17 protein-coding genes are annotated in these 17,584 nt (G+C 70.7%); 11 read left to right on the top strand and 6 right to left on the bottom strand.

Annotated features, from left to right (window positions below; translation table 11 throughout):
- Window positions 1-5: 5 nt before the first annotated feature.
- The 5 genes from glgA to AC6CR5_RS11335 form a co-directional block, all read right to left on the bottom strand.
- Window positions 6-1,577, bottom strand: coding sequence for a glycogen synthase GlgA (glgA, locus tag AC6CR5_RS11355; protein ID WP_150100802.1), 1,572 nt, complete (start codon window positions 1,575-1,577; stop codon window positions 6-8).
- A gap of 192 nt (window positions 1,578-1,769) precedes the next feature.
- Window positions 1,770-2,753: a lysylphosphatidylglycerol synthase domain-containing protein gene (locus tag AC6CR5_RS11350; protein WP_006384476.1), complete on the bottom strand. Its 984-nt coding sequence runs from the start codon at window positions 2,751-2,753 to the stop codon at window positions 1,770-1,772.
- The gene (gene clsB, locus AC6CR5_RS11345) at window positions 2,750-3,952 is read right to left on the bottom strand and encodes a cardiolipin synthase ClsB (protein ID WP_047991360.1); all 1,203 of its coding nucleotides are present in this window, start codon (window positions 3,950-3,952) and stop codon (window positions 2,750-2,752) included. The genes AC6CR5_RS11350 and clsB overlap by 4 nt, the downstream gene beginning before the upstream one ends.
- A complete protein-coding gene (locus AC6CR5_RS11340) occupies window positions 3,949-4,704 on the bottom strand; it encodes an endonuclease/exonuclease/phosphatase family protein (protein ID WP_006384478.1) in 756 nt (251 codons plus the stop codon). Before AC6CR5_RS11340 ends, clsB begins: the two co-directional genes overlap by 4 nt.
- Window positions 4,705-4,765: 61 nt before the next feature.
- Window positions 4,766-5,851, bottom strand: a complete 1,086-nt coding sequence (locus tag AC6CR5_RS11335; RefSeq protein ID WP_006384479.1) for a calcium:cation antiporter — start codon at window positions 5,849-5,851, stop codon at window positions 4,766-4,768.
- A gap of 105 nt (window positions 5,852-5,956) precedes the next feature.
- Here AC6CR5_RS11335 and AC6CR5_RS11330 point away from each other — a divergent pair, with 105 nt between their 5' ends.
- From AC6CR5_RS11330 to AC6CR5_RS11300, 7 genes are all read left to right on the top strand, one after another.
- Window positions 5,957-6,427 carry a low affinity iron permease family protein gene (locus AC6CR5_RS11330; RefSeq protein ID WP_054483162.1) on the top strand — a complete coding sequence of 157 codons (471 nt, stop codon included), beginning with the start codon at window positions 5,957-5,959 and terminating at the stop codon, window positions 6,425-6,427.
- Window positions 6,424-7,506 carry a flavodoxin family protein gene (locus AC6CR5_RS11325; protein WP_020928725.1) on the top strand — a complete coding sequence of 361 codons (1,083 nt, stop codon included), beginning with the start codon at window positions 6,424-6,426 and terminating at the stop codon, window positions 7,504-7,506. Before AC6CR5_RS11330 ends, AC6CR5_RS11325 begins: the two co-directional genes overlap by 4 nt.
- Window positions 7,507-7,563: 57 nt before the next feature.
- Window positions 7,564-8,055 (top strand): DUF421 domain-containing protein, encoded by a 492-nt coding sequence (locus AC6CR5_RS11320; protein WP_006384482.1) that lies wholly within the window; start codon window positions 7,564-7,566, stop codon window positions 8,053-8,055.
- 155 nt (window positions 8,056-8,210) lie between these two features.
- Window positions 8,211-8,717 (top strand): YciE/YciF ferroxidase family protein, encoded by a 507-nt coding sequence (locus tag AC6CR5_RS11315; protein WP_006384483.1) that lies wholly within the window; start codon window positions 8,211-8,213, stop codon window positions 8,715-8,717.
- Between the two features lie 31 nt (window positions 8,718-8,748).
- A complete protein-coding gene (locus tag AC6CR5_RS11310; RefSeq protein WP_006384484.1) occupies window positions 8,749-9,003 on the top strand; it encodes a hypothetical protein in 255 nt (84 codons plus the stop codon).
- 59 nt (window positions 9,004-9,062) lie between these two features.
- Window positions 9,063-10,931 (top strand): phosphoglucose isomerase-related protein, encoded by a 1,869-nt coding sequence (locus AC6CR5_RS11305; protein ID WP_327762148.1) that lies wholly within the window; start codon window positions 9,063-9,065, stop codon window positions 10,929-10,931.
- The gene (locus AC6CR5_RS11300; RefSeq protein WP_054443904.1) at window positions 10,928-11,314 is read left to right on the top strand and encodes a hypothetical protein; all 387 of its coding nucleotides are present in this window, start codon (window positions 10,928-10,930) and stop codon (window positions 11,312-11,314) included. Before AC6CR5_RS11305 ends, AC6CR5_RS11300 begins: the two co-directional genes overlap by 4 nt.
- Here the strand turns inward: AC6CR5_RS11300 and AC6CR5_RS11295 are convergent, their stop codons facing one another.
- A complete protein-coding gene (locus AC6CR5_RS11295) occupies window positions 11,315-12,406 on the bottom strand; it encodes a mechanosensitive ion channel family protein (RefSeq protein WP_241060686.1) in 1,092 nt (363 codons plus the stop codon).
- A 117-nt stretch (window positions 12,407-12,523) separates the two neighbouring features.
- On the opposite strand from AC6CR5_RS11295, the gene AC6CR5_RS11290 reads away from it, so the two are divergent.
- The 4 genes from AC6CR5_RS11290 (at window position 12,524) to AC6CR5_RS11275 (ending at window position 17,477) form a co-directional block, all read left to right on the top strand.
- Window positions 12,524-13,240: a PIG-L deacetylase family protein gene (locus AC6CR5_RS11290; RefSeq protein ID WP_498085628.1), complete on the top strand. Its 717-nt coding sequence runs from the start codon at window positions 12,524-12,526 to the stop codon at window positions 13,238-13,240.
- A complete protein-coding gene (locus AC6CR5_RS11285; RefSeq protein WP_241060688.1) occupies window positions 13,237-14,124 on the top strand; it encodes a glycosyltransferase family 2 protein in 888 nt (295 codons plus the stop codon). Before AC6CR5_RS11290 ends, AC6CR5_RS11285 begins: the two co-directional genes overlap by 4 nt.
- Window positions 14,125-14,152: 28 nt before the next feature.
- The gene (locus AC6CR5_RS11280) at window positions 14,153-14,632 is read left to right on the top strand and encodes a hypothetical protein (RefSeq protein WP_026382858.1); all 480 of its coding nucleotides are present in this window, start codon (window positions 14,153-14,155) and stop codon (window positions 14,630-14,632) included.
- Between the two features lie 130 nt (window positions 14,633-14,762).
- Complete coding sequence (locus AC6CR5_RS11275; protein WP_047991353.1) at window positions 14,763-17,477, top strand: ATP-binding cassette domain-containing protein; 2,715 nt, start codon at window positions 14,763-14,765, stop codon at window positions 17,475-17,477.
- The last annotated feature ends 107 nt before the right edge of the window (window positions 17,478-17,584 follow it).

The raw sequence follows: 17,584 nt of genomic DNA, 5'->3' as shown, positions 1-17,584 counted from the left end.
GGCTCCTACAGCGGCGCGGGGGCGCCGAGCGTCGACGCCTGGCGCACGCGCCGCAGTCGCGGCGCGGCGATCTCCGGCAGCGGTTGCGCGCCGCCGGCCAGCGGGGCGGGCGCGTCGCCCGTGAGCGAGCGGAACAGCGCCAGGTACTCCGCCACGGCGGGGCGCCAGCTGAAATCCGCGGTCATGGCGTTGCGCTGCATGGCGCGCCACAAGGTGGCGTGTTGATGCAGATGGAGCGCGCGCGAAATCGCCGCCGCCATGTCCTCGGGCGCGCTGCCGTCGAACAGCACGCCGGTGGCGCCGGCCATGGCGGTCAGCGGTTGCTGCGGTCCCGGGTCCTTGATCGTGTCGGCCATGCCGCCGACCCGCGAGCCGATCGGCAAGGTGCCATACCGCATGGCGTAGAGGGGGGTCAGGCCGAAGGGTTCGAAGCGGCTGCCGTGCAGCAGGATGTCGCCGGCCGCCTGCAGCCGGTGGGCGCCGGCTTCCTCGTAACCAATGCGCACCGCGCAGCGCCCGGGATAGCGCTGGCTCAGGTCCCGCAGCGCGGCTTCGAGGTGGCGCTCCCCCTGGCCCAGCACCGCGACCTGCAGCGCCGGATGGGCTTCCAGCGCCCGCGGCAGCGCCAGCGCCGCCACGTCGGCCATTTTCTGCCCCGTCAACCGGCTGCACATGATCAGCAGCGTGGCCTGCGGGTCTTCGCGCAGGCTGTATTCGCGCTGGGCGGCGGCTTTGCACAGGCGCTTGTTGGCCAGGTCGTCGGGGTGGTAGCGCAGCGGTCCCAGGTGCGGATCGCGCGCCGGGTTCCACAGCTGCGTGTCGATGCCGTTGGCGATCGCGCACAGGTCGGCCGCGCGCTCGCGCAGCACGCCGTCCAGTCCGCAGCCGAATTCGGGGGTCAGGATCTCGCGGGCGTAGCGATGGCTGACGGTGGTGAGGCGGTCGGCATAGCGGATTCCCGCCTTCATGAAATTCAGGCGGCCCCAGGCCTGCGCGCCGTCTTCGCCCAGGAACGGCGCCGGGACTCCCAGCAGGGGCGCATCCTCGAGCGCCGCCGGCCCCTGGAAGGCGAGGTTGTGGATGGTCAGGACGCTTTTCACGTCCGTAACGCCCGCGGCGCGCAGCAATAGCGGCGTCAACGCCGCATGCCAGTCATGCGCGTGCACCAGTTCGGGGCGCGGCAGGCCGGGCAGGCCCTGGGCGATGCGCACCGCGGCATGGGCCAGGGCCGCGTAGCGCAGCGCGTTGTCGGCATATTCCTGGCCGTTGTCGTCAAGGTACAGGCCGGCGCGGTCGTACAGCGCGTCGTTTTCCAGCAGCAGGAACGACAGGCCCGACTGCGGGCAGACACCCGCCAGCAGGCGCGCGTCGCCGCCGGGCAGGCCGGCCAGGTCCGCCACCGGGCGCGCCGGCCGCAGGCGTTGCGCAACGCCGCGGTAGGCGGGCAGCAATAGTGTCGGTTGCATGTGTGCCTGGGCCAGCGCGCGCGCCATGCCGGTGATGGCGTCGCCCAGGCCCCCGGTCTTTGCCAGGGGGAAAGCTTCTGCCGCCACGATGAGAATTCTTGTTGTCGCCATGCTTGCTCCGGAGTCGGCGGAGGGCCTCGGGAACCGGGGTCATGTCCGCAAGACTCGTCCCTACGCAAGTGGCATGCCCGGCGCCGCGCCGGCGAGAGCGCGCCATGGCCGTGGCCCTTGGCGCCGCCGCAGCCGGTCGTTGCCGGTCGGCGCCAACCCCTTGCGTTACGCCTTTTGTGCCCCTTTTTGTAATCATTGGCCCGACACCGGCTGGGGGTGGCGCCTGCGCCAGCCCAGGCGGATCTCGACGGCGGCAAAGGCCAGCAGGGCCAGGCACAGGGGCGCCAGCGCGTACAGCGCGCGATAGCCGAGCGCCGCGCCCAGCACCTCGGCCGCCGGCAGCCGCGGGGACAGGGCCGCCACGAAGATCGCTTCGGTGGTGCCCAGGCCGCCCGGCACCCGGGTCACCACCGCCGCGAAGCTGGTGCACAGCAGGATGCCCAGCACCATCGGATAGGCGACTTTGCCCTGCAGCAGCACATACATGATGGCGCCCATCAGCATCCACGACAGCCCCGCCGTCACGCTTTGCAGGGCGGCCATGCGTCCCCGCGGCAGCGTCACCCGCATTCCCATCCACGTGGCCGCGCGCCGCGTGGCGCGCGCGCAGACCCACGCATAGGCGATGGCCATCGCCAGCAGCCCCACCCCCAGCAGCCGCAGCATGCCGCCGCCGATTTCCCAGCCCGCCGGCACCACGATCGCGCCGCTGGCGAACAACACGCCGGCCACCCATCCATAGCCGACCCAGTTCGACACCGCCGAGAACAACGCCACCCGCGTGGCGACGGACTTGCGGCAGCCGAGCCGGGCATACAGGCGCAGCCGCGCGCCCAGGCCGCCTACCAGCACGCCCAGGTTCAGGTTCAGCGCATAGCTCAGCATCGCCACGCCCAGCACTTTGGGCCAGGCCAGGGAATGGCCGGTGTAGCGCCGGCCCAGCAGGTCCATGGCCGCGTACGCCAGGTAGGCCGGCGCCACCAGGGCGGCGGCCAGCAGGACCGTATCGCGCGGGATCCGCCGCACGGCCTGCCAGACCTGCGGCCAGTCGACCGAGCTGCCGAAATACACCAGCAGGGCCGCCGCCACTGCCAGCACCACCCAGGGCAGCACCTTCTTGATGCGCGGCCAGCGATGCCGGGCCGCGCGCATCAGGCGGGAACGGTACAGGCTCATAACGCCTCGCCTTCGCGCTGGCCGGACTCGTCGAGCGTGCGCAGGCGCGGTTTGTGCGCCGGCAGCGCGCCGGCCCAGGCGGGAAAGCGGCGCAGGAAATGGAACACCACCACGCCCACCCAGAAGCGGCGCAGGCGCCGGCGCGAGCCCGGCCGCATCCGCACCGGCCGGCAGTCTTCGGCGATGAGCCGTTCGAGGCTGGCGCGCAGGCTGGCATTGAGCGCGGTGTCGCGGGCCACCACGTTGGCCTCCAGGTTCAACGCCAGGCTGAGCGGGTCCAGGTTGCTGGATCCCACGGTGGACCAGTCCTCGTCGACGCAGGCGACCTTGGCGTGCAGGGGCCGCTTGCAGTATTCGAAGATCTCGACGCCGGCATCGATCAGATAGTCGTACAGCATGCTGGCCGCCAGCTGCGCCACCAGCATGTCGGGTTCGCCTTGCAGCAGCAGGCGCACCCGCACGCCGCGGCGGGCGGTGCTGGCCAGATCGTGCAGCAGACGGTAGCCGGGGAAGAAATAGGCGTTGGCGATCAGCACGTCCTGGCGCGCCGCGCGCAGGCCGGCGCGGTAGTAGCGTTCGATATCGGTGGGGTGGCCCTGGTTATCGCGCACCACCAGGCGGCCGCCGCCATCGCCCGCCGGCATGGGCTCGAGCCGGCCGCGACGCCGGCGACGCGGTCGATCGGCGCCCAGCGCGGCGCGCGCATAGTCCGCGATGTCGGCGGCGAGCGGGCCTTCCACCCGCACCGCGTAATCCTGCTTGGCTTCGGGACCGTAGTCCGGCAGGTGGTCGGCCGAGAAATTGATGCCGCCGACGAATGCGCAGGTTCCGTCCACCGCCACGATCTTGCGATGCATGCGCCGGAACAGGTTGGTCCGCACCCCCAATAGCCGCGGGCGCGGGTCGAACAGATGCACGCGGACGCCCGCGCCGGTCAGGGCCGCCAGGAACTCTTCGGACAATTCATCCGAGCCGTAGCCGTCGGCCAGGATGTCGACGCTGACCCCGCGTCCCGCGGCGGCGATCAGGGTGCGCTGCAGGTCGCGGCCGACCGCGTCGTCGAACAGGATGAAGGTCTCGATCAGAACTTCGCGGGCAGCCGCGTCGACCGCGGCGCGCACCGCGGGAAAATAGGCTTCGCCGTTCTCCAGCAGCGTGTAGCGGTTGCCGCTGCGCCAGCCCAGGGGCGGGGGCGTCATAGCGAGATCTCCGCCGCGATCGGCACATGGTCGGACAGGCGCGACCAGACGCGCGAGGCCAGCGGCACGGGGCGCCAGCCGCGCACGTTGCGCACGTAGATGCGGTCCAGGCGCAGCAGCGGCCAGCGGGCGGGAAAGGTGCGGGCCGGCCGTCCCAGGCGCGACGTGAATACCTCCTGCACCCGGCAGTCGCGCAGCAGGTGGTCCGCCTTCAGGCGCCAGTCGTTGAAATCGCCCGCGATCAGCAAGGATGCGCCGGCTGGCACGTCGCGCGCCACCAGGCGGCACAGGCTGGCGATCTGCTGTTCGCGATGGCGCGCCAGCAGCCCCAGGTGCACGCAGATCGCATGGACGGCGCCGGCCTGCCCGGGGACCTCGAGTTCGCAATGCAGCAGGCCGCGGCTCTCGTGGCCGCCGACACTGACGTCGTGGTTTTCGAAGCGCGCGATCGGATAGCGCGACAGCACGGCATTGCCATGGTGGCCCGCGGGATACACGGCGTTGCGGCCGTAGGCGAAGTCGCGCCACAGCGTGTCGGCCAGGAATTCGTACTGCGATGCCGCCGCTCCGTGGTCGCCTGGATGGCGCGCGGCCATATCCTGGTGTTCGCCCACCACCTCCTGCAGGAAGACCAGGTCGGGCGCCGCCGAGCGCAGCGCTTCGCGCAGGTCGTACAGCATGTAGCGGCGGTTGAAGCTGGTGTAGCCCTTGTGGGTGTTGACGGTCAGCACCGTCAAGGTCATGGCGGACATGGCGTCTCCAGGCGCGGGAATCTTTGCGCCGGAGCAATTCCCGTGCCTGGCGCGGCGGTTCCTACAGTCCCAGGCCCAGCAGCATCAGGAAAGTGCCAAAAAGGACGAAGTGCGTCATACCTTCGATCGCATTGGTCTGGCCGTCGTTCAGATTGATGGCGGCCACCAGCAGGGTCGCCAGCATCATCACGGTCTGCAGCGGCGTCATGGCCATATCGATGCGCTGGCCGGAGAGCAGCGCCATGGCTTCCATGGCCGGCACGGTCAGGATCACGGTGGACAGCGAGGCGCCCAGCGCGATGTTGACCACCGATTGCATGCGGTTGGCCAGCGCCGCCCGCAGGGCGGTCAGCATTTCCGGCGCGGCCGAGATGCCGGCCACGATCAGCGCCACCAGCCCGACAGGCACGTCGATGCCCGCCAGGCTGCGGTTCAGGGAGTGCGACATCAGCTCGGCCAGCGCGCCCACCGCGATGATGCCGGCGGCCATCACGGCAACCGACTGGCGCCGGCTCGGATAGCCGGACGCCGGCAGCGGGCGGCGGGTTTTCTTGTCGGGATAGCTGTAGCTGAAGAAATAACTGTGCGGGCCGGTCTGCATGCGCAGGAATACGCCGTAGAGCAACAGCATCGCCACGATGGTGAAGCCGCTGTAGGCGCGCCAGCCGGCTTGCGGGACGAACTCGGGGATGACCATCGATACCGTCACCGCGGTCAGGATCATCACGCTGTAGGTGCGGGCGGAATCGTCGTTGTAGGCCTGCTCGCCATGCTTGAAGCCGCCGAGCAGCGCGGCCACGCCCAGGATGCCGTTGATATCCAGCATCACGGCCGAATAGATGCTGTCGCGCACCAGCGTCGGCGACGCGGCCCGGGACGAGACGATGGCCAGCACGATCACTTCCACCAGCACCGCCGACAACGTCAGGATCATGCTGCCGTAGGGGTCGCCCAGCTTTTGGGCGATGCGTTCGGCGTGGCGCGCCACGCTCAGCGAAGCCGCCAGGATGGCCGTGACCAGCACGGCCGTCTCGAGCGCGCTGGCGAGCCGGCCGTGATCGCCCAGGCGGGGATCGACCGCGTATCCCGCCACGGCCACCAGGCAGGCCAGCAGCAGGTATTTCTCGGACTGCAGAATGGATTTCATCGGAATCCGGCGGACCGCAATAGCGCCAGCCTAGCATGCCCGCATCCGTGGCGGCGGGCACGCAATTTGCTGAGCACGGTTTCCGTCCCGACCGAAAGGAGCACCATGGCAGCTACCCGCGTACCGAGGCGGCGGACCCCGCCGCCCCGACCCGCCGCGGCCCGCAACGCGGCCAAGGGCAATCCGGTGTCGCGCTTCTTCGACCATTTTGCCGCCCATGTGACCCGCTGGGCGGGATCGCCGGTGGCATTCGGGCTGGCGTTGATCGCGGTGGTCCTGTGGGGAATCTCGGGCCCCGCGTTCGGTTATTCCGAGACCTGGCAGCTGGTGATCAACACGGGCACGACCATCGTGACCTTTCTGATGGTGTTCCTGATCCAGCAGAGCCAGAACAAGGACAGCGAGGCGCTGCACCTGAAGCTGGACGAACTGCTGATCGCGCTCGAAGGGGCCGATGAAAGGCTGGTGGATGCCGAACGCCTGGACGAGGACAAACTGCTGGCGTTGGCGGCGGCCTGCACCGCGCGCGCCAGGACCCAGCGGCGCAAGCGCGCCCGCAGCCGGAGGCAGAGATGACAGACGACAAACCGACGGTCCGCAAGGGGCAGTACACCGGGCAGCTCGAGCGTGAAACGTTCCGCGCCCGTTTCATGCGCCGCTTCTACGATCCGGCGTTCCAGGCCGAGCGGGCGGCGCTGGCGCGGCTCGAGGCGATCGCCTGGGACGCCTACGCGCAGGGCCGCAAGGCCCCGATCACCGTCAAGGCCGGCCCCGGCCACGCCGATCCCGACTATGACCTGTCGGTGGAGTGGAAGGAAACGCGAGACCGGCTGGCGCTCGCCGAGCGCGCGCAACAGGATCCGGCCACGCCTTCCCGCGTGCTGGTGATCATCGGCGCGTCCCGCAACGACGGCACCTGTCCTGGCGAGGTCTCCAAGAGCTGGCGGCTGGCCCGCATCCTGCTCGAGGAACTGCAGGCCGCCGGCATGCGGACAGACACTCTGGACCTCAGCCGCCTGGTCTCGGAATACGAATACCGGATCCATCCCTGCAAGGGCTGCGTCTCCACGGCGATGCCGCTGTGCCACTGGCCCTGCAGCTGCTACCCCAATCATTCGCTGGGGCAGGACAACGACGCCATGGGCGCAATCTACGAACAATGGGTGGCGGCCCATGGGGTGATCCTGGTGGCGCCCTCCTATTGGTATCAATCGCCCAGTCCCCTGAAGCTGATGATCGACCGGCTGGTGTGCGCCGATGGCGGCAACCCCGACCCCACTCTCACGGGCGGCAAGGATCCGCTCAAGGCCAAGCAGGTCGAACTGGATGGCTGGCCCTACCCCAAGCACCTGGCCGGACGCGCCTATGGCCTGGTGGTGCACGGCGACGTGGCCGGCATCGAGGCGCAGCGGCGCGCGCTCAGCGACTGGCTGGACTGGATGGGGCTGGTCGACGCCGGCGCGTCGTCGCGGCTGGACCGCTATATCGGCTACTACCGGCCCTATGCCACCAGCCACGAGGAACTGGACCGCGACCGCGCGGTGCAGCAGGAAGTGCGCAACGTGGCGCGGGCCGTGGCGAATTTCATACCGCGGCTGCGGCGCGGCGCGATGGCGGGGCTGGAACGGGGCATCCGCGATCCGCGCCCGAAATGAACGGATTGCGGCGGCGCGCCGAGGGGGCGTCGCCGTTTCACGCCTGGGAGAAAGATCATGAGTCCTGACTGGTCGGAGATGTTCACCTTTTCGATATCGCCGCTCGAAATCATCATCCGCGGCTCCATCGTCTACTGGTTCATCTTCGTGCTGTTGCGCGTGGCCGGCCGCCGCGATATCGGCTCGTTCGGCGTGGCCGACATGCTGGTGCTGGTGCTGATCGCCGACGCCGCGCAGAACGCGATGGCCGGGGAATACAAGTCCATCGTCGACGGTCTGGTGCTGGTGTCGACGATCGTCGGTTGGACCGTCATCGTCGACAGGGCGGGCTATTTCTTCAAGCCGGTCGGCCGCCTGCTGGCGGCCGACAAGGTCTGCCTGATCCATGACGGTGTCATTGCGCGCCGCAACCTGCGGCGCGAGTACATCACCGAAGCGGAGCTGCTGAGCGAACTGCGCCTGAAAGGCGTGACGGATGTCAGCGAAGTGCGGCGCGCCTACATGGAGGCCGACGGCAACATCAGCGTGCTCAAGAAGAAAGCGGATTGAAGCCGCCGCAACCGCGGGCCGGGCTGGCTCGCGGCGCCGGGCCGCGCCCGGCGGAATGCGCGGGGGGAGGCACGGCGGTTGCTGAGTAGCGCGGGGCGGGCGCCACCTGGCCCGCGCATCCACCGCACGCACTTCACCCCCCACAGGAGTCAGCAATGACGCAGAAGACCTTGCAGGATCTGTTCATCCATGAATTGTCCGATATCTACAGTGCCGAGAAGCAACTTACCCGCGCCCTGCCGAAGATGGCGCGCGCCGCCAGCGACGCCAAGCTGGCCGAGGCGTTCACGTCGCACCTGGAGGAGACGCGCGGCCAGGTCGAGCGCATCGACCGCATCGTCGATGCCTCCGGCCTGCGGCTCAAGCGCATCAAATGCGCGGCCATGGAAGGCCTGGTCGAGGAAGGCCGCGACGTGATCGAGGAGGTCGAAAAAGGCCCGGTGCTGGACGCCGCGCTGATCGCCGCGGCGCAGAAGGTCGAGCATTACGAAATCGCCAGCTACGGCACGTTGTGCACCTTCGCCAAGCAGCTGGGCCAGACCGAGGCGCTGACGCTGCTCAAGGAAACGTTGGCCGAGGAAAAGGCCGCCGACGAAAAGCTCAGCACGCTGGCGCTGGAGCAGGCCAACGCCAAGGCGGCGCGGGCCGGCAAGGCCGCCTAGGGCCTGTTCGCAACATACCGGGAGACCCGTCATGGCCACCACACCCGATCCCCGAGACGCCAACATACCTGGCCGCAACCGGCCGGGGCCGCCGGACCAGTCGCCGGCGGAGCTGCCCGATCCGCCGGCGCGCAAGCGCGAACCGGATCGGCACGGGCGCTGGCCGCCGGACGGCCTTCCCAATCCCATGCCGGGCGTCGACCCGCAGCAGACCCCGGGCATCGACCGTCTTGGCGATACGGGTCCCGAACAACAGATATGGGTGCGCAGCTGGCGCTCGCTCTAGGAACCCCCATGGACATGTATGTGCCATCCTCTTTTTCCCCGGCGATCCGCGGACGCCGCTTGCGCCTGTCCGCGGACGCCGCCCATCCGCCCGCCGCTGGCCGACGGCCGCGCACCGCCCTGAATGGTTTTGCCTCGGCGCTGCCGCCGGCCCTGGCCGAGCGCCTGGACCAGCGCCTGGCGCTGGCGCACCGCGAAGCCTGGGTGCAGCGGCTGTGGGCCCGCGATGCGACGCTGTGGACCGGCGCCGATGAAGACCAGTGGCTGGGCTGGCTGCGGCCGGGCGCGGGTCCGGCCCGGCCGGCGCGCCTGGCCGCCATCTGCCGCCGGCTGTGCGTGGCGGGCCACGCCGACGCGGTGTTGCTGGGCATGGGGGGCGCAACCCTCGGGGCCGAAGCGCTGGCCCACATCCTGGGCGTGGCCGCGGGCGGCTTGCGCCTGCACGTTCTGGATTCGACTGACGTGGCGCAGATCCTGGCCCTCGAAGCCCGCCTGGACCTGACCCGCACCCTCTTCGTCGTGGCCAGCAAGTCGGGCGCCACGCTGGAATCCGGCATGCTGGCCGCGTATTTCCAGCAGCGCGTGGCCGCGCTGCTGGGACGGCGCGAGGCCGGCCGCCGTTTCGTCGCCATCACCGACCCCGGCACGCCGCTGCAGGCGCGCGCGCTGCGCGACGGCTACGCCGCCGTGTTCGAGGGCGAGCCGACGGTGGGCGGCCGCTATTCGGTGCTGTCGCCGTTCGGGCTGGTGGCCGCGGCATTGCTCGGTCACGATCCCGCCGCGCTGCTGCGGGCCATGCAGCCCATGCTGCGGGCCTGCTCGGCGCAGGTGGCACTGCATCGCAATCCGGGGCTGGTGCTGGGCGCGCTGCTGGGCGAGGCCGCGCTGGCCGGCCATGACAAGGTCACGCTGTTGGCGGACCCGGGGCTGCGGCCGCTGGGATGCTGGCTCGAACAGTTGCTGGCCGAGTCCACCGGCAAGGACGGCAAGGGCCTGATCCCGGTCGCGGACGAGCCCCGTTGCCAGCCCGCGGCATACCGCCGCGACCGCCTTTTCGTGCACCTGGCCAGCGCGCAGGCGCCGGACGCCGAGCTGGCCGCGCACGCGAGTGAACTTGCGGCCGCCGGCCACCCGGTGCTGACCTGCACCAGCGGCGCGGGGTTGGCGATCGGACAGGAGTTCTTCCGCTGGCAGGTGGCCACCGCCGTCGCCGCGGCGGTCCTCGGGGTCAACCCTTTCGACCAGCCCGACGTCGAGGCGAGCAAGGCGCGCACCCGGGCGCTGGCAGGCGGCGGGGCCGTCGCCGCGCAGGCGGATGAACCGTTGCTCGTGGAGGGCGCGCTGGCCTTCCATGGCAAGACCGCCACCGCCACCGCCGCATCCGCGGCGGCATTGCTGGCGGCGCACGCCGCGCCGGCCCGGGCGGGCGGGTACATGGCGCTGCTGGCCTATCTGCCGCGCGGACCGGCCTGCGAAAGGTGGCTGGCGTCCGCGCGCGACTGCATCGGACGCGGGACCGGCGTCGCCACGCTGGGTGGCTTCGGCCCCCGCTATCTGCATTCCTGCGGCCAGTTGCACAAGGGCGGCACGGCCTGCGGACGATTCCTGTTCATCACCGCGGACGCGCCGCGCGAACTGGCCGCGCCCGGCTATCCGGCCGGCTTCGGCGCAACCCAGGCCGCGCAGGCGCTGGGGGACATGGAGGAGCTGATGGCGCGCGGCCGCCCGTGCCTGCGCGTGCATATCCAGGGCGACCTCGACGCCGGGCTGGCGCAGCTGGACAAGCTGTTGCGCAGGGCATTGGTGCCCGCCACGCTGCCGCCGCCGCTTGCGCCCGGCGCCGGCCAGACAGAAGCGCGCGCCTGCCACGCGCAGTCCCACACCGCGCCCATGCCGGGCGCGGCGACCGCTATCGGAGAGATTCCATGAAGACCACACTGATCATCGCTGCCGCGATTGCCGTCAACACGCTGGCTGTCGGCCCGGCCCTGGCGCAGGCCGGGCAATCCAACGGCGGCGCGGCGCCGCCCGCCGCCACGCCCGACGCCAGCAAGCATAAGGGCGAACCACGGCCGCCGGCGCAAGCGCCATCGCGGCAAACCCAGCCCGGGGCCGGCGCCCGGCACGAGCCGCCGCAGGGCGAGCCCCGGCCGGCCAAGGAAGACCGGCCGGCCGAGCGGCTCGGCGGCGAAGGCGGTTCGGACAGCCGCGGCGCGCCGCGCAGCCAGGGCGGCACCGGGTCGACCGGCCAGGGCGGCATGCCCGGCTCGGGCGCGTCGGCCGGCTCGGGCGGCACGACCGATACCCGTTGATCAAGCCGGCCCCGCGTCGGCGCGACGCTCGTCGCCGCCGGGCGGGAGGCGCCGCGCCAGGTGCAGGATGCTCTCCGGCAGCGCCAGCGCGATGCCGGCGGCCTGCAGGTCGCGCATGACCCCCAGGTAGATGGCCTGTTGCAGGTCCATGTAGCGGTTGTAGTCGGCGCTCATCACGTAGTAGACCGCCTCGAATTCCAGCGCGCTCTCGGCCATCCGGGCCAGGTGCGCGCGATCGAAGCGGGTGTCGGGCTGCCGTTCGATCTGGGCGCGGATGATGCCGGGCACGGCCGCCACCTGATCGACCGGGGTGTGATACGTCACCCGGATCGAAAAGACGATGCGCCGCTGCTGCATGCGTTTGTAGTTCTGGATCGTCTGCTTGAGCAGTTCGGTGTTCGAGCAGACGATCTGTTCGCCGCCCAGGCTGCGGATCCGCGTGGTCTTCAGGCCGACGTGTTCGATGCTGCCGGCCACCGTGCCGAAGACGATGAAGTCGCCCGCCTCGAAGGGCTTGTCCAGGCCGATGGAAATCGATGCGAACAGATCGCTGAGGATGGTCTGGACCGCGAGGGCCACCGCCACGCCGCCGATGCCCAGGCTGGCGACCAGCGCGGTGATGTTGACGCCGACATTGTCGAGCATGGCCAGCAGTACGATCACCCAGACCAGCGCCCGCAACAGGAACGAGAGCAGGGTGGCGGTGATCGACCCGGCCCGTCCGCGCGCGGCCACCGCATGGGTCAGGCCGACCTCGATGCCGCGGTCGAGCCACAGCGCCAGTTGCAGCGCCACCAGGACGAACCACAGGTGGCCCGCGCCCGAGCGCCCGGGAAAGGGCGCGCCGGTCAGGTCGGCGGCGACCAGCAGCGAGGCCAGCGCCAGGATCAGCCAGCTGGTCCGCCGCAGCACGCGCGCCGCCGCGCCGGCGGCGCCATGGCCGGCCGGCTGGGCCCGCCGCTCCAGGCGCGACCGTGCCAGCCGCAACACCAGCGTCAGCGCCAGAAACAGCGCGACCCCCAGCGCCACGGCGGCGAGCCACAGGGCGATGGGATGGTCGGCGGGCGCGCCGGAAAGCCAGGACGTCAGCATATCGTCTCCTTCATGCGTGAATGCCGGCGGGCAGCAAATGCCGTGCCGCCGTCGGCACCGGGGCGAGGCACGGGAGTTGCTGTGGCGCTCAGTCAGATCGACAGGAATGGCTTGAACATGCCGGCTTCATATTTCCCCGCCGCCGCCGCCGCCGCGCGCGAGATCCTGCCATCGATGCCGCGCATCGTGGTCGTGTCGCCCCACCTGGACGACGCCGTGCTGAGCTGCGGCGCGCTGCTGGGCGCGCGGCCGGGCAGCACGGTGGTGACCGTCTACACCGGCATGCCGGACGCCGCGCATGTGCTGACGGATTGGGACCGCCGCTGCGGCTTCGGCAGCGCGGCCGAGGCGATGCGGGAACGGCGGCGGGAAGATGCCAGGGCCATGGCGCTGGTGCGCGGCCGCGGCCTGGCCCTGGGATTTCTCGACAGCCAGTACGCCGCGTGCGCCGACGCCTGCCTGCCGGCGCTGACCGAGGCGTTGATGCGCACGTTGGCCGAGCTGCGGCCGGACGCGGTGGCGATTCCGCTTGGCCTGCTGCATGCCGACCACGTCCGCGTCAGCGATGCGGGATTGATGGTGCGCGATGCCTGGCGCGGGCCGGCCTGGCTGGCCTACGAGGACGTGCCGTACCGCTGCCTGCCCGGCATCGTCCAGGCGCGTTTCGCGCGGCTGCATGGCCGGGGCGTGATCGCCGCGCCGGCCGACCTCGCGTTGGATACGCGCGCCAAGCCCCGGGCGGTGGCGGCGTACGCCTCACAGCTCAAGGGCCTGCAACGCGCGCCGGCCGACCTGGGCCGCGAGGAACGCTACTGGCACCTGGTGGACGGATGACCGCCGTGGCGCTCCCGGACCCGCGCATCGCCATCGTGGTGCTGACCCGCAACCGGCGCGAGGAGCTTCGCCGCACGCTGGAGCGGCTGGTCTCGTTGCCACGCCGTTACGCCATCATCGTGGTGGACAACGGCAGCGAGGATGGCAGTGCCGATGCCATCGAGCGCGAGTTTCCCCAGGCGCAGGTGCTGCGGGCCGGCGCCAACCTGGGGGCGGCCGGCCGCAACCTGGGCGTGGCGCGCGTGACCACGCCCTATGTCGCGTTCTGCGACGACGACACCTGGTGGGCGCCGGAGGCGCTGGCGCGCGCGGCCGATATCCTCGACCGGCATGAATCGCTCGCGGTGCTCAATGCGCAGGTGCGGGTTGGTCCCGAGGCGCGGCTGGATCCGGCCTGCGCGGCAATGGCGCGCAGTCCCTTGCCACCGCTGGCCGGCGTCGGGCCGGAGCTGGTCGGCTTCATGGCTGGCGCCTGCGTCATGCGGGTCGACGCCTTCCGGCGCGCGGGCGGCTACTGGCCGCGTTTCTTCATCGGCGGCGAGGAAGCGCTGCTGGCGCTGGACATCCGTGCCGAGGGCGGGCGCATCGCCTACGCGCCGGCCGTGCAGACCCACCATTGGCCGTCCGCGCAGCGCGATGCGCCGCAACGGCGCCGCCTGCTGGCGCGCAATGCCCTGTGGACGGCATGGCTGCGCCTGCCCATCGGCCTGGCGCTGGCCCGCAGCTGGGCGGTGCTGCGCGCCTTGCCCGGCTGGCGGTCCCGCGCCCGCGCCTGCGCCGACGCGCTGGCGCAATGGCGCTGGGTCCGGCGTCATCGCCGCCCGGTGCCGCCCGAGCTGTGCCACGCGTTGCGGCGCGTCTGGCGCGACGACGCCCGTCATTGAAGGTCCATTCATCGACAAGGAGAACACCATGAAATCCCTGCCCCTGGCCGCTTATTGGGAACGCGATGCGGCCGCCCAGGCCGTGCGGCTGGCCCTGCCCATGCTGGAGGCCGCGCGCGCCGACACCCGCGTCGGCGAAAGCGGCTTTCTGCACGTGGTCGTCATGAATCCGCTGGCCAGGCCGGGCGAATGCGATTTTCCCAGCGCCATCCTGTACGAGGAAAGCGTGGGCGATCCACAGCGCTGGGATGCCGACTATGGCGCGTTCGCCCGCGGCAAGGCGCGCCTGAGCTGGCGCACCGGCCTGTCCAGCCACGAGGTCATCGTGGCGCGCCCGCACCTGCTGCAGGCCAAGGATTCCACGGTATGGGGCAGCGTCTGCATCGACGGCATCGTGGTGGCGGTGAGCGGCGCCAATCCCTGGTTCGACGAGGCCTTCGCGGCCGCGGTGGCGCATCTGTTCAAGGCCGTCGTGCGCGGACGGCGGGAAGCCGCCCTGCGCGGCTGACATCCTGGGCCGCGCGCCGCCCGTCCTGGGCGGCACGCGGACGGGCCAGGTCGGCGCGCGCAGGCCGGGCGCCGCCGGCGCGGAACGCGGGTTGCTGGCCACGCCCGCTCACCGGCGAGGAGGCCTGGCCATGAACGGATCCGACACGAAAAACGCCCGCGAAGCGCGCAACGCGGTGACGCGCACGATTCTGCAAGCCCTGTGGAAGTACCGGGGACGCACGGCCGCCGCGCTGGCGCTGCTGGTCGCCGCCAAGCTGCTGATGGTGCTGGTGCCCGTGCTGCTCAAGCACATCGTCGACACCTTGAGCGCGCCCGGCCTGCTGACGCTGCCGGTATTCCTGCTGCTGGGGTATGCCCTGGTGCGCTTTGGCGGCAGCGTATTCACGGAACTGCGCGACGTGGTGTTCTCCCAGGTCGTGCAGCGGACGGTCGCCGATTTCACCGTGTCGGTCTTTTCCCGGCTGCAAAGGCTGGGGTCGCGCTTTCATGGCGCGCGCCAGACCGGCGCGCTGGCGCGGGACGTCGAGCGCGGCACCACCGGTGTCGGTTTCCTGCTGGGAACCGGCCTGTTCACGCTGTTGCCGACCTTGGTGGAGATCGTGTCGGTGGTGCTGATCCTGGTGATGGGCTACAGCGCCTGGTTCGCGCTCATCGTGCTGGTCACCTTCACGGCCTATTCCGCCTACACCCGCGTGCTGGTGCGCAAGCGCATGGCCTATCAGCGGCGTCTGAACGAACTGGACTCCAGGGCCAGCGGCCGCATGGTCGACAGCCTGCTGAATTACGAGGCGGTCAAGCTCAATGCCAATGAAGGGCTGGAGGCCGAGCGCTTGGGCGGCGTGCTGGGCGACTGGGCCCAGGTGGGCGTGCGCAACCAGCGCTCGCTGTCGCGGCTGCACGTGGGGCAGAGCGGCATCATTGCCTGCGGCGTGGCGGCGGTGATGGTGCTGGCCGGCCAACAGGTGGTGGGCGGCCAGATGACGGTCGGCGACCTGGTGCTGGTCAATGCCTACATCATCCAGATCTGCCTGCCCTTGAACACGCTGGGCCTGGTCTTTCGCCAGGCCAAGGAGGCGTTCGTCAATGCGGAGCGCGTCTGCGACCTGCTGCGCCAGCCGGTCGAGACCGGCGATGATCCGGCCTTGCCGTCGCTGGAACCCGGGGGCGGGGACATTCGTTTCGAAAACGTCGGCTTCGGCTACGAGCCGGGCCGGCAGATCCTGTGGAACATCGATTTCTCGGTGCCCGCCGGCACCACGCTGGCGGTGGTGGGAGGCAGCGGCTCGGGCAAGTCGACCCTGGCGCGCCTGTTGTTCCGCTTCTATGACGTGGACAGCGGCCGCGTGTCGATCAACGGCCAGGACCTGCGCGCGGTCAATGTGCGCAGCATCCGCCGCGCATTGGGAATCGTGCCGCAGGATACGTTGTTGTTCAACGAAACGATCGCCTACAACATCGCCTACAGCAAGCCCGGCGCCACGTCCGACCAGGTGGTCCAGGCGGCGCGGGGCGCGCGCGTGCACGAATTCATCGAAAGCCTGCCGGCCGGCTACGACACGCCGGTGGGCGAACGCGGCGTCAAGCTGTCGGGCGGCGAACGCCAGCGCATCGCGATCGCGCGGGCCATCCTGAAGAATCCGGCGATCATGGTATTTGACGAAGCCACCTCGGCGCTGGATACGCGCACCGAGCGCGCGATCCAGGCGGAACTGCAGCGCATCTCCACGGGCCGCACCACGCTGATCATCGCGCACCGCCTGTCGACCATCGTGCACGCGCACAACATCCTGGTGCTGGATCACGGCCGCATCGTCGAGCAGGGCAGGCACGAGGAGCTGCTGGCCAGGCAGGGCATGTACGCGCAGATGTGGGCCTTGCAGCGCCAGCAATCGGCCCTGGAGGAAGCGCAGGGGCGTTCGACGCGGCAGCCGGTCAATCTGGTCGCCGTGGTCGCCGGCGTGTTGGACGCCTCGCGCGAGGCCGCGCAGGAAAAAGGCGTCAACCTGTACACGCAGATCGGCGGCGAGGCCGCGCGCATCACCGGCGATCCCAGCGAGCTGCAGCAACTGGTGTGGAGCCTGTGCCTGCACGCCATCGCGGTCACGCCGCCGGGCGGGCGCGTGGGCATCCGCCTGCACCGCGAAGGGCCGCTGACCCGCTTGACGGTGACGGACGGGCGCGGCGAACCGGGCCGCGACCCGGCGCTGTCCGATGCTGACTTTCACCTGAATCCAACCGACGCGCTGCGGGCGGCGGTGGCGATCGATCCGGCGCAGTTGGCGGCGCAGGCGCAACGCCAGGGCGGCGCGTTCCACGGCGCGCCCGCGAACGACGGCGGCCAGGCGTATTCGGTGGATTTCCCGGTGCGCGCGGTGGAGCCGGCCGCGTTGCGCACCGACATGAACCTGCCCGATCTGCACGGCGTGGCGGTGGTGCTTGTCGACGACCAGCCCGAAGCGCGCGAGATGGTCGCCGAGATCCTGCGCGAGCAGGGCGCGCGCGTCGCGCAGTACGCCGACGGCCAGCAGGTGCTGGCCGCGCTCGAAGCCCTGCCGGCGGCGCGCTGGCCACAGGTGCTGATCTGCGACCTGTCGCTCGGCGATATCGATGGCTATGAAGTGATCGACCGCATCCGCGCGCTCGAAGCCGAGCGCGGCGCGGCGCTGGCGCATCGCCTGCCCGCCATCGCGCTGTCCGGCCACGCCAGTCCCGATTACCGGTTGCGCAGCCTGCTGGCGGGATTCCAGGTCCACCTGGCCAAGCCGGTCGATCCCAACGAGCTGCTGGCCACCGTCGGGACCTTGTTGCCGCCGTCGCCCGCCCGCGGCGCTTCCGCGGCCTGAGCGGCCCGGCACTTCTTACACGGCATAGTAAGAAGTACCGGATCGCGTCCGCCCGGCGCCACGGACGCCGCGCCGGCATGGCGTTCGCCGCAGCTCATCATGTCGTC

It is taken from the genome of Achromobacter sp. EG18 (assembly GCF_059759395.1).
This window is presented reverse-complemented; position numbering and strand designations above follow the sequence as displayed.

What these genes read in the sequence shown, in the direction of transcription:
- glgA (WP_150100802.1), bottom strand. Translation starts at nt 1,577, where the DNA reads ATGGCGACAACAAGAATTCTCATCGTGGCGGCAGAAGCTTTCCCCCTG.
- AC6CR5_RS11350 (WP_006384476.1), bottom strand. Translation starts at nt 2,753, where the DNA reads ATGAGCCTGTACCGTTCCCGCCTGATGCGCGCGGCCCGGCATCGCTGG.
- clsB (WP_047991360.1), bottom strand. Translation starts at nt 3,952, where the DNA reads ATGACGCCCCCGCCCCTGGGCTGGCGCAGCGGCAACCGCTACACGCTG.
- AC6CR5_RS11340 (WP_006384478.1), bottom strand. Translation starts at nt 4,704, where the DNA reads ATGTCCGCCATGACCTTGACGGTGCTGACCGTCAACACCCACAAGGGC.
- AC6CR5_RS11335 (WP_006384479.1), bottom strand. Translation starts at nt 5,851, where the DNA reads ATGAAATCCATTCTGCAGTCCGAGAAATACCTGCTGCTGGCCTGCCTG.
- AC6CR5_RS11330 (WP_054483162.1), top strand. Translation starts at nt 5,957, where the DNA reads ATGGCAGCTACCCGCGTACCGAGGCGGCGGACCCCGCCGCCCCGACCC.
- AC6CR5_RS11325 (WP_020928725.1), top strand. Translation starts at nt 6,424, where the DNA reads ATGACAGACGACAAACCGACGGTCCGCAAGGGGCAGTACACCGGGCAG.
- AC6CR5_RS11320 (WP_006384482.1), top strand. Translation starts at nt 7,564, where the DNA reads ATGAGTCCTGACTGGTCGGAGATGTTCACCTTTTCGATATCGCCGCTC.
- AC6CR5_RS11315 (WP_006384483.1), top strand. Translation starts at nt 8,211, where the DNA reads ATGACGCAGAAGACCTTGCAGGATCTGTTCATCCATGAATTGTCCGAT.
- AC6CR5_RS11310 (WP_006384484.1), top strand. Translation starts at nt 8,749, where the DNA reads ATGGCCACCACACCCGATCCCCGAGACGCCAACATACCTGGCCGCAAC.
- AC6CR5_RS11300 (WP_054443904.1), top strand. Translation starts at nt 10,928, where the DNA reads ATGAAGACCACACTGATCATCGCTGCCGCGATTGCCGTCAACACGCTG.
- AC6CR5_RS11295 (WP_241060686.1), bottom strand. Translation starts at nt 12,406, where the DNA reads ATGCTGACGTCCTGGCTTTCCGGCGCGCCCGCCGACCATCCCATCGCC.
- AC6CR5_RS11290 (WP_498085628.1), top strand. Translation starts at nt 12,524, where the DNA reads ATGCCGGCTTCATATTTCCCCGCCGCCGCCGCCGCCGCGCGCGAGATC.
- AC6CR5_RS11285 (WP_241060688.1), top strand. Translation starts at nt 13,237, where the DNA reads ATGACCGCCGTGGCGCTCCCGGACCCGCGCATCGCCATCGTGGTGCTG.
- AC6CR5_RS11280 (WP_026382858.1), top strand. Translation starts at nt 14,153, where the DNA reads ATGAAATCCCTGCCCCTGGCCGCTTATTGGGAACGCGATGCGGCCGCC.
- AC6CR5_RS11275 (WP_047991353.1), top strand. Translation starts at nt 14,763, where the DNA reads ATGAACGGATCCGACACGAAAAACGCCCGCGAAGCGCGCAACGCGGTG.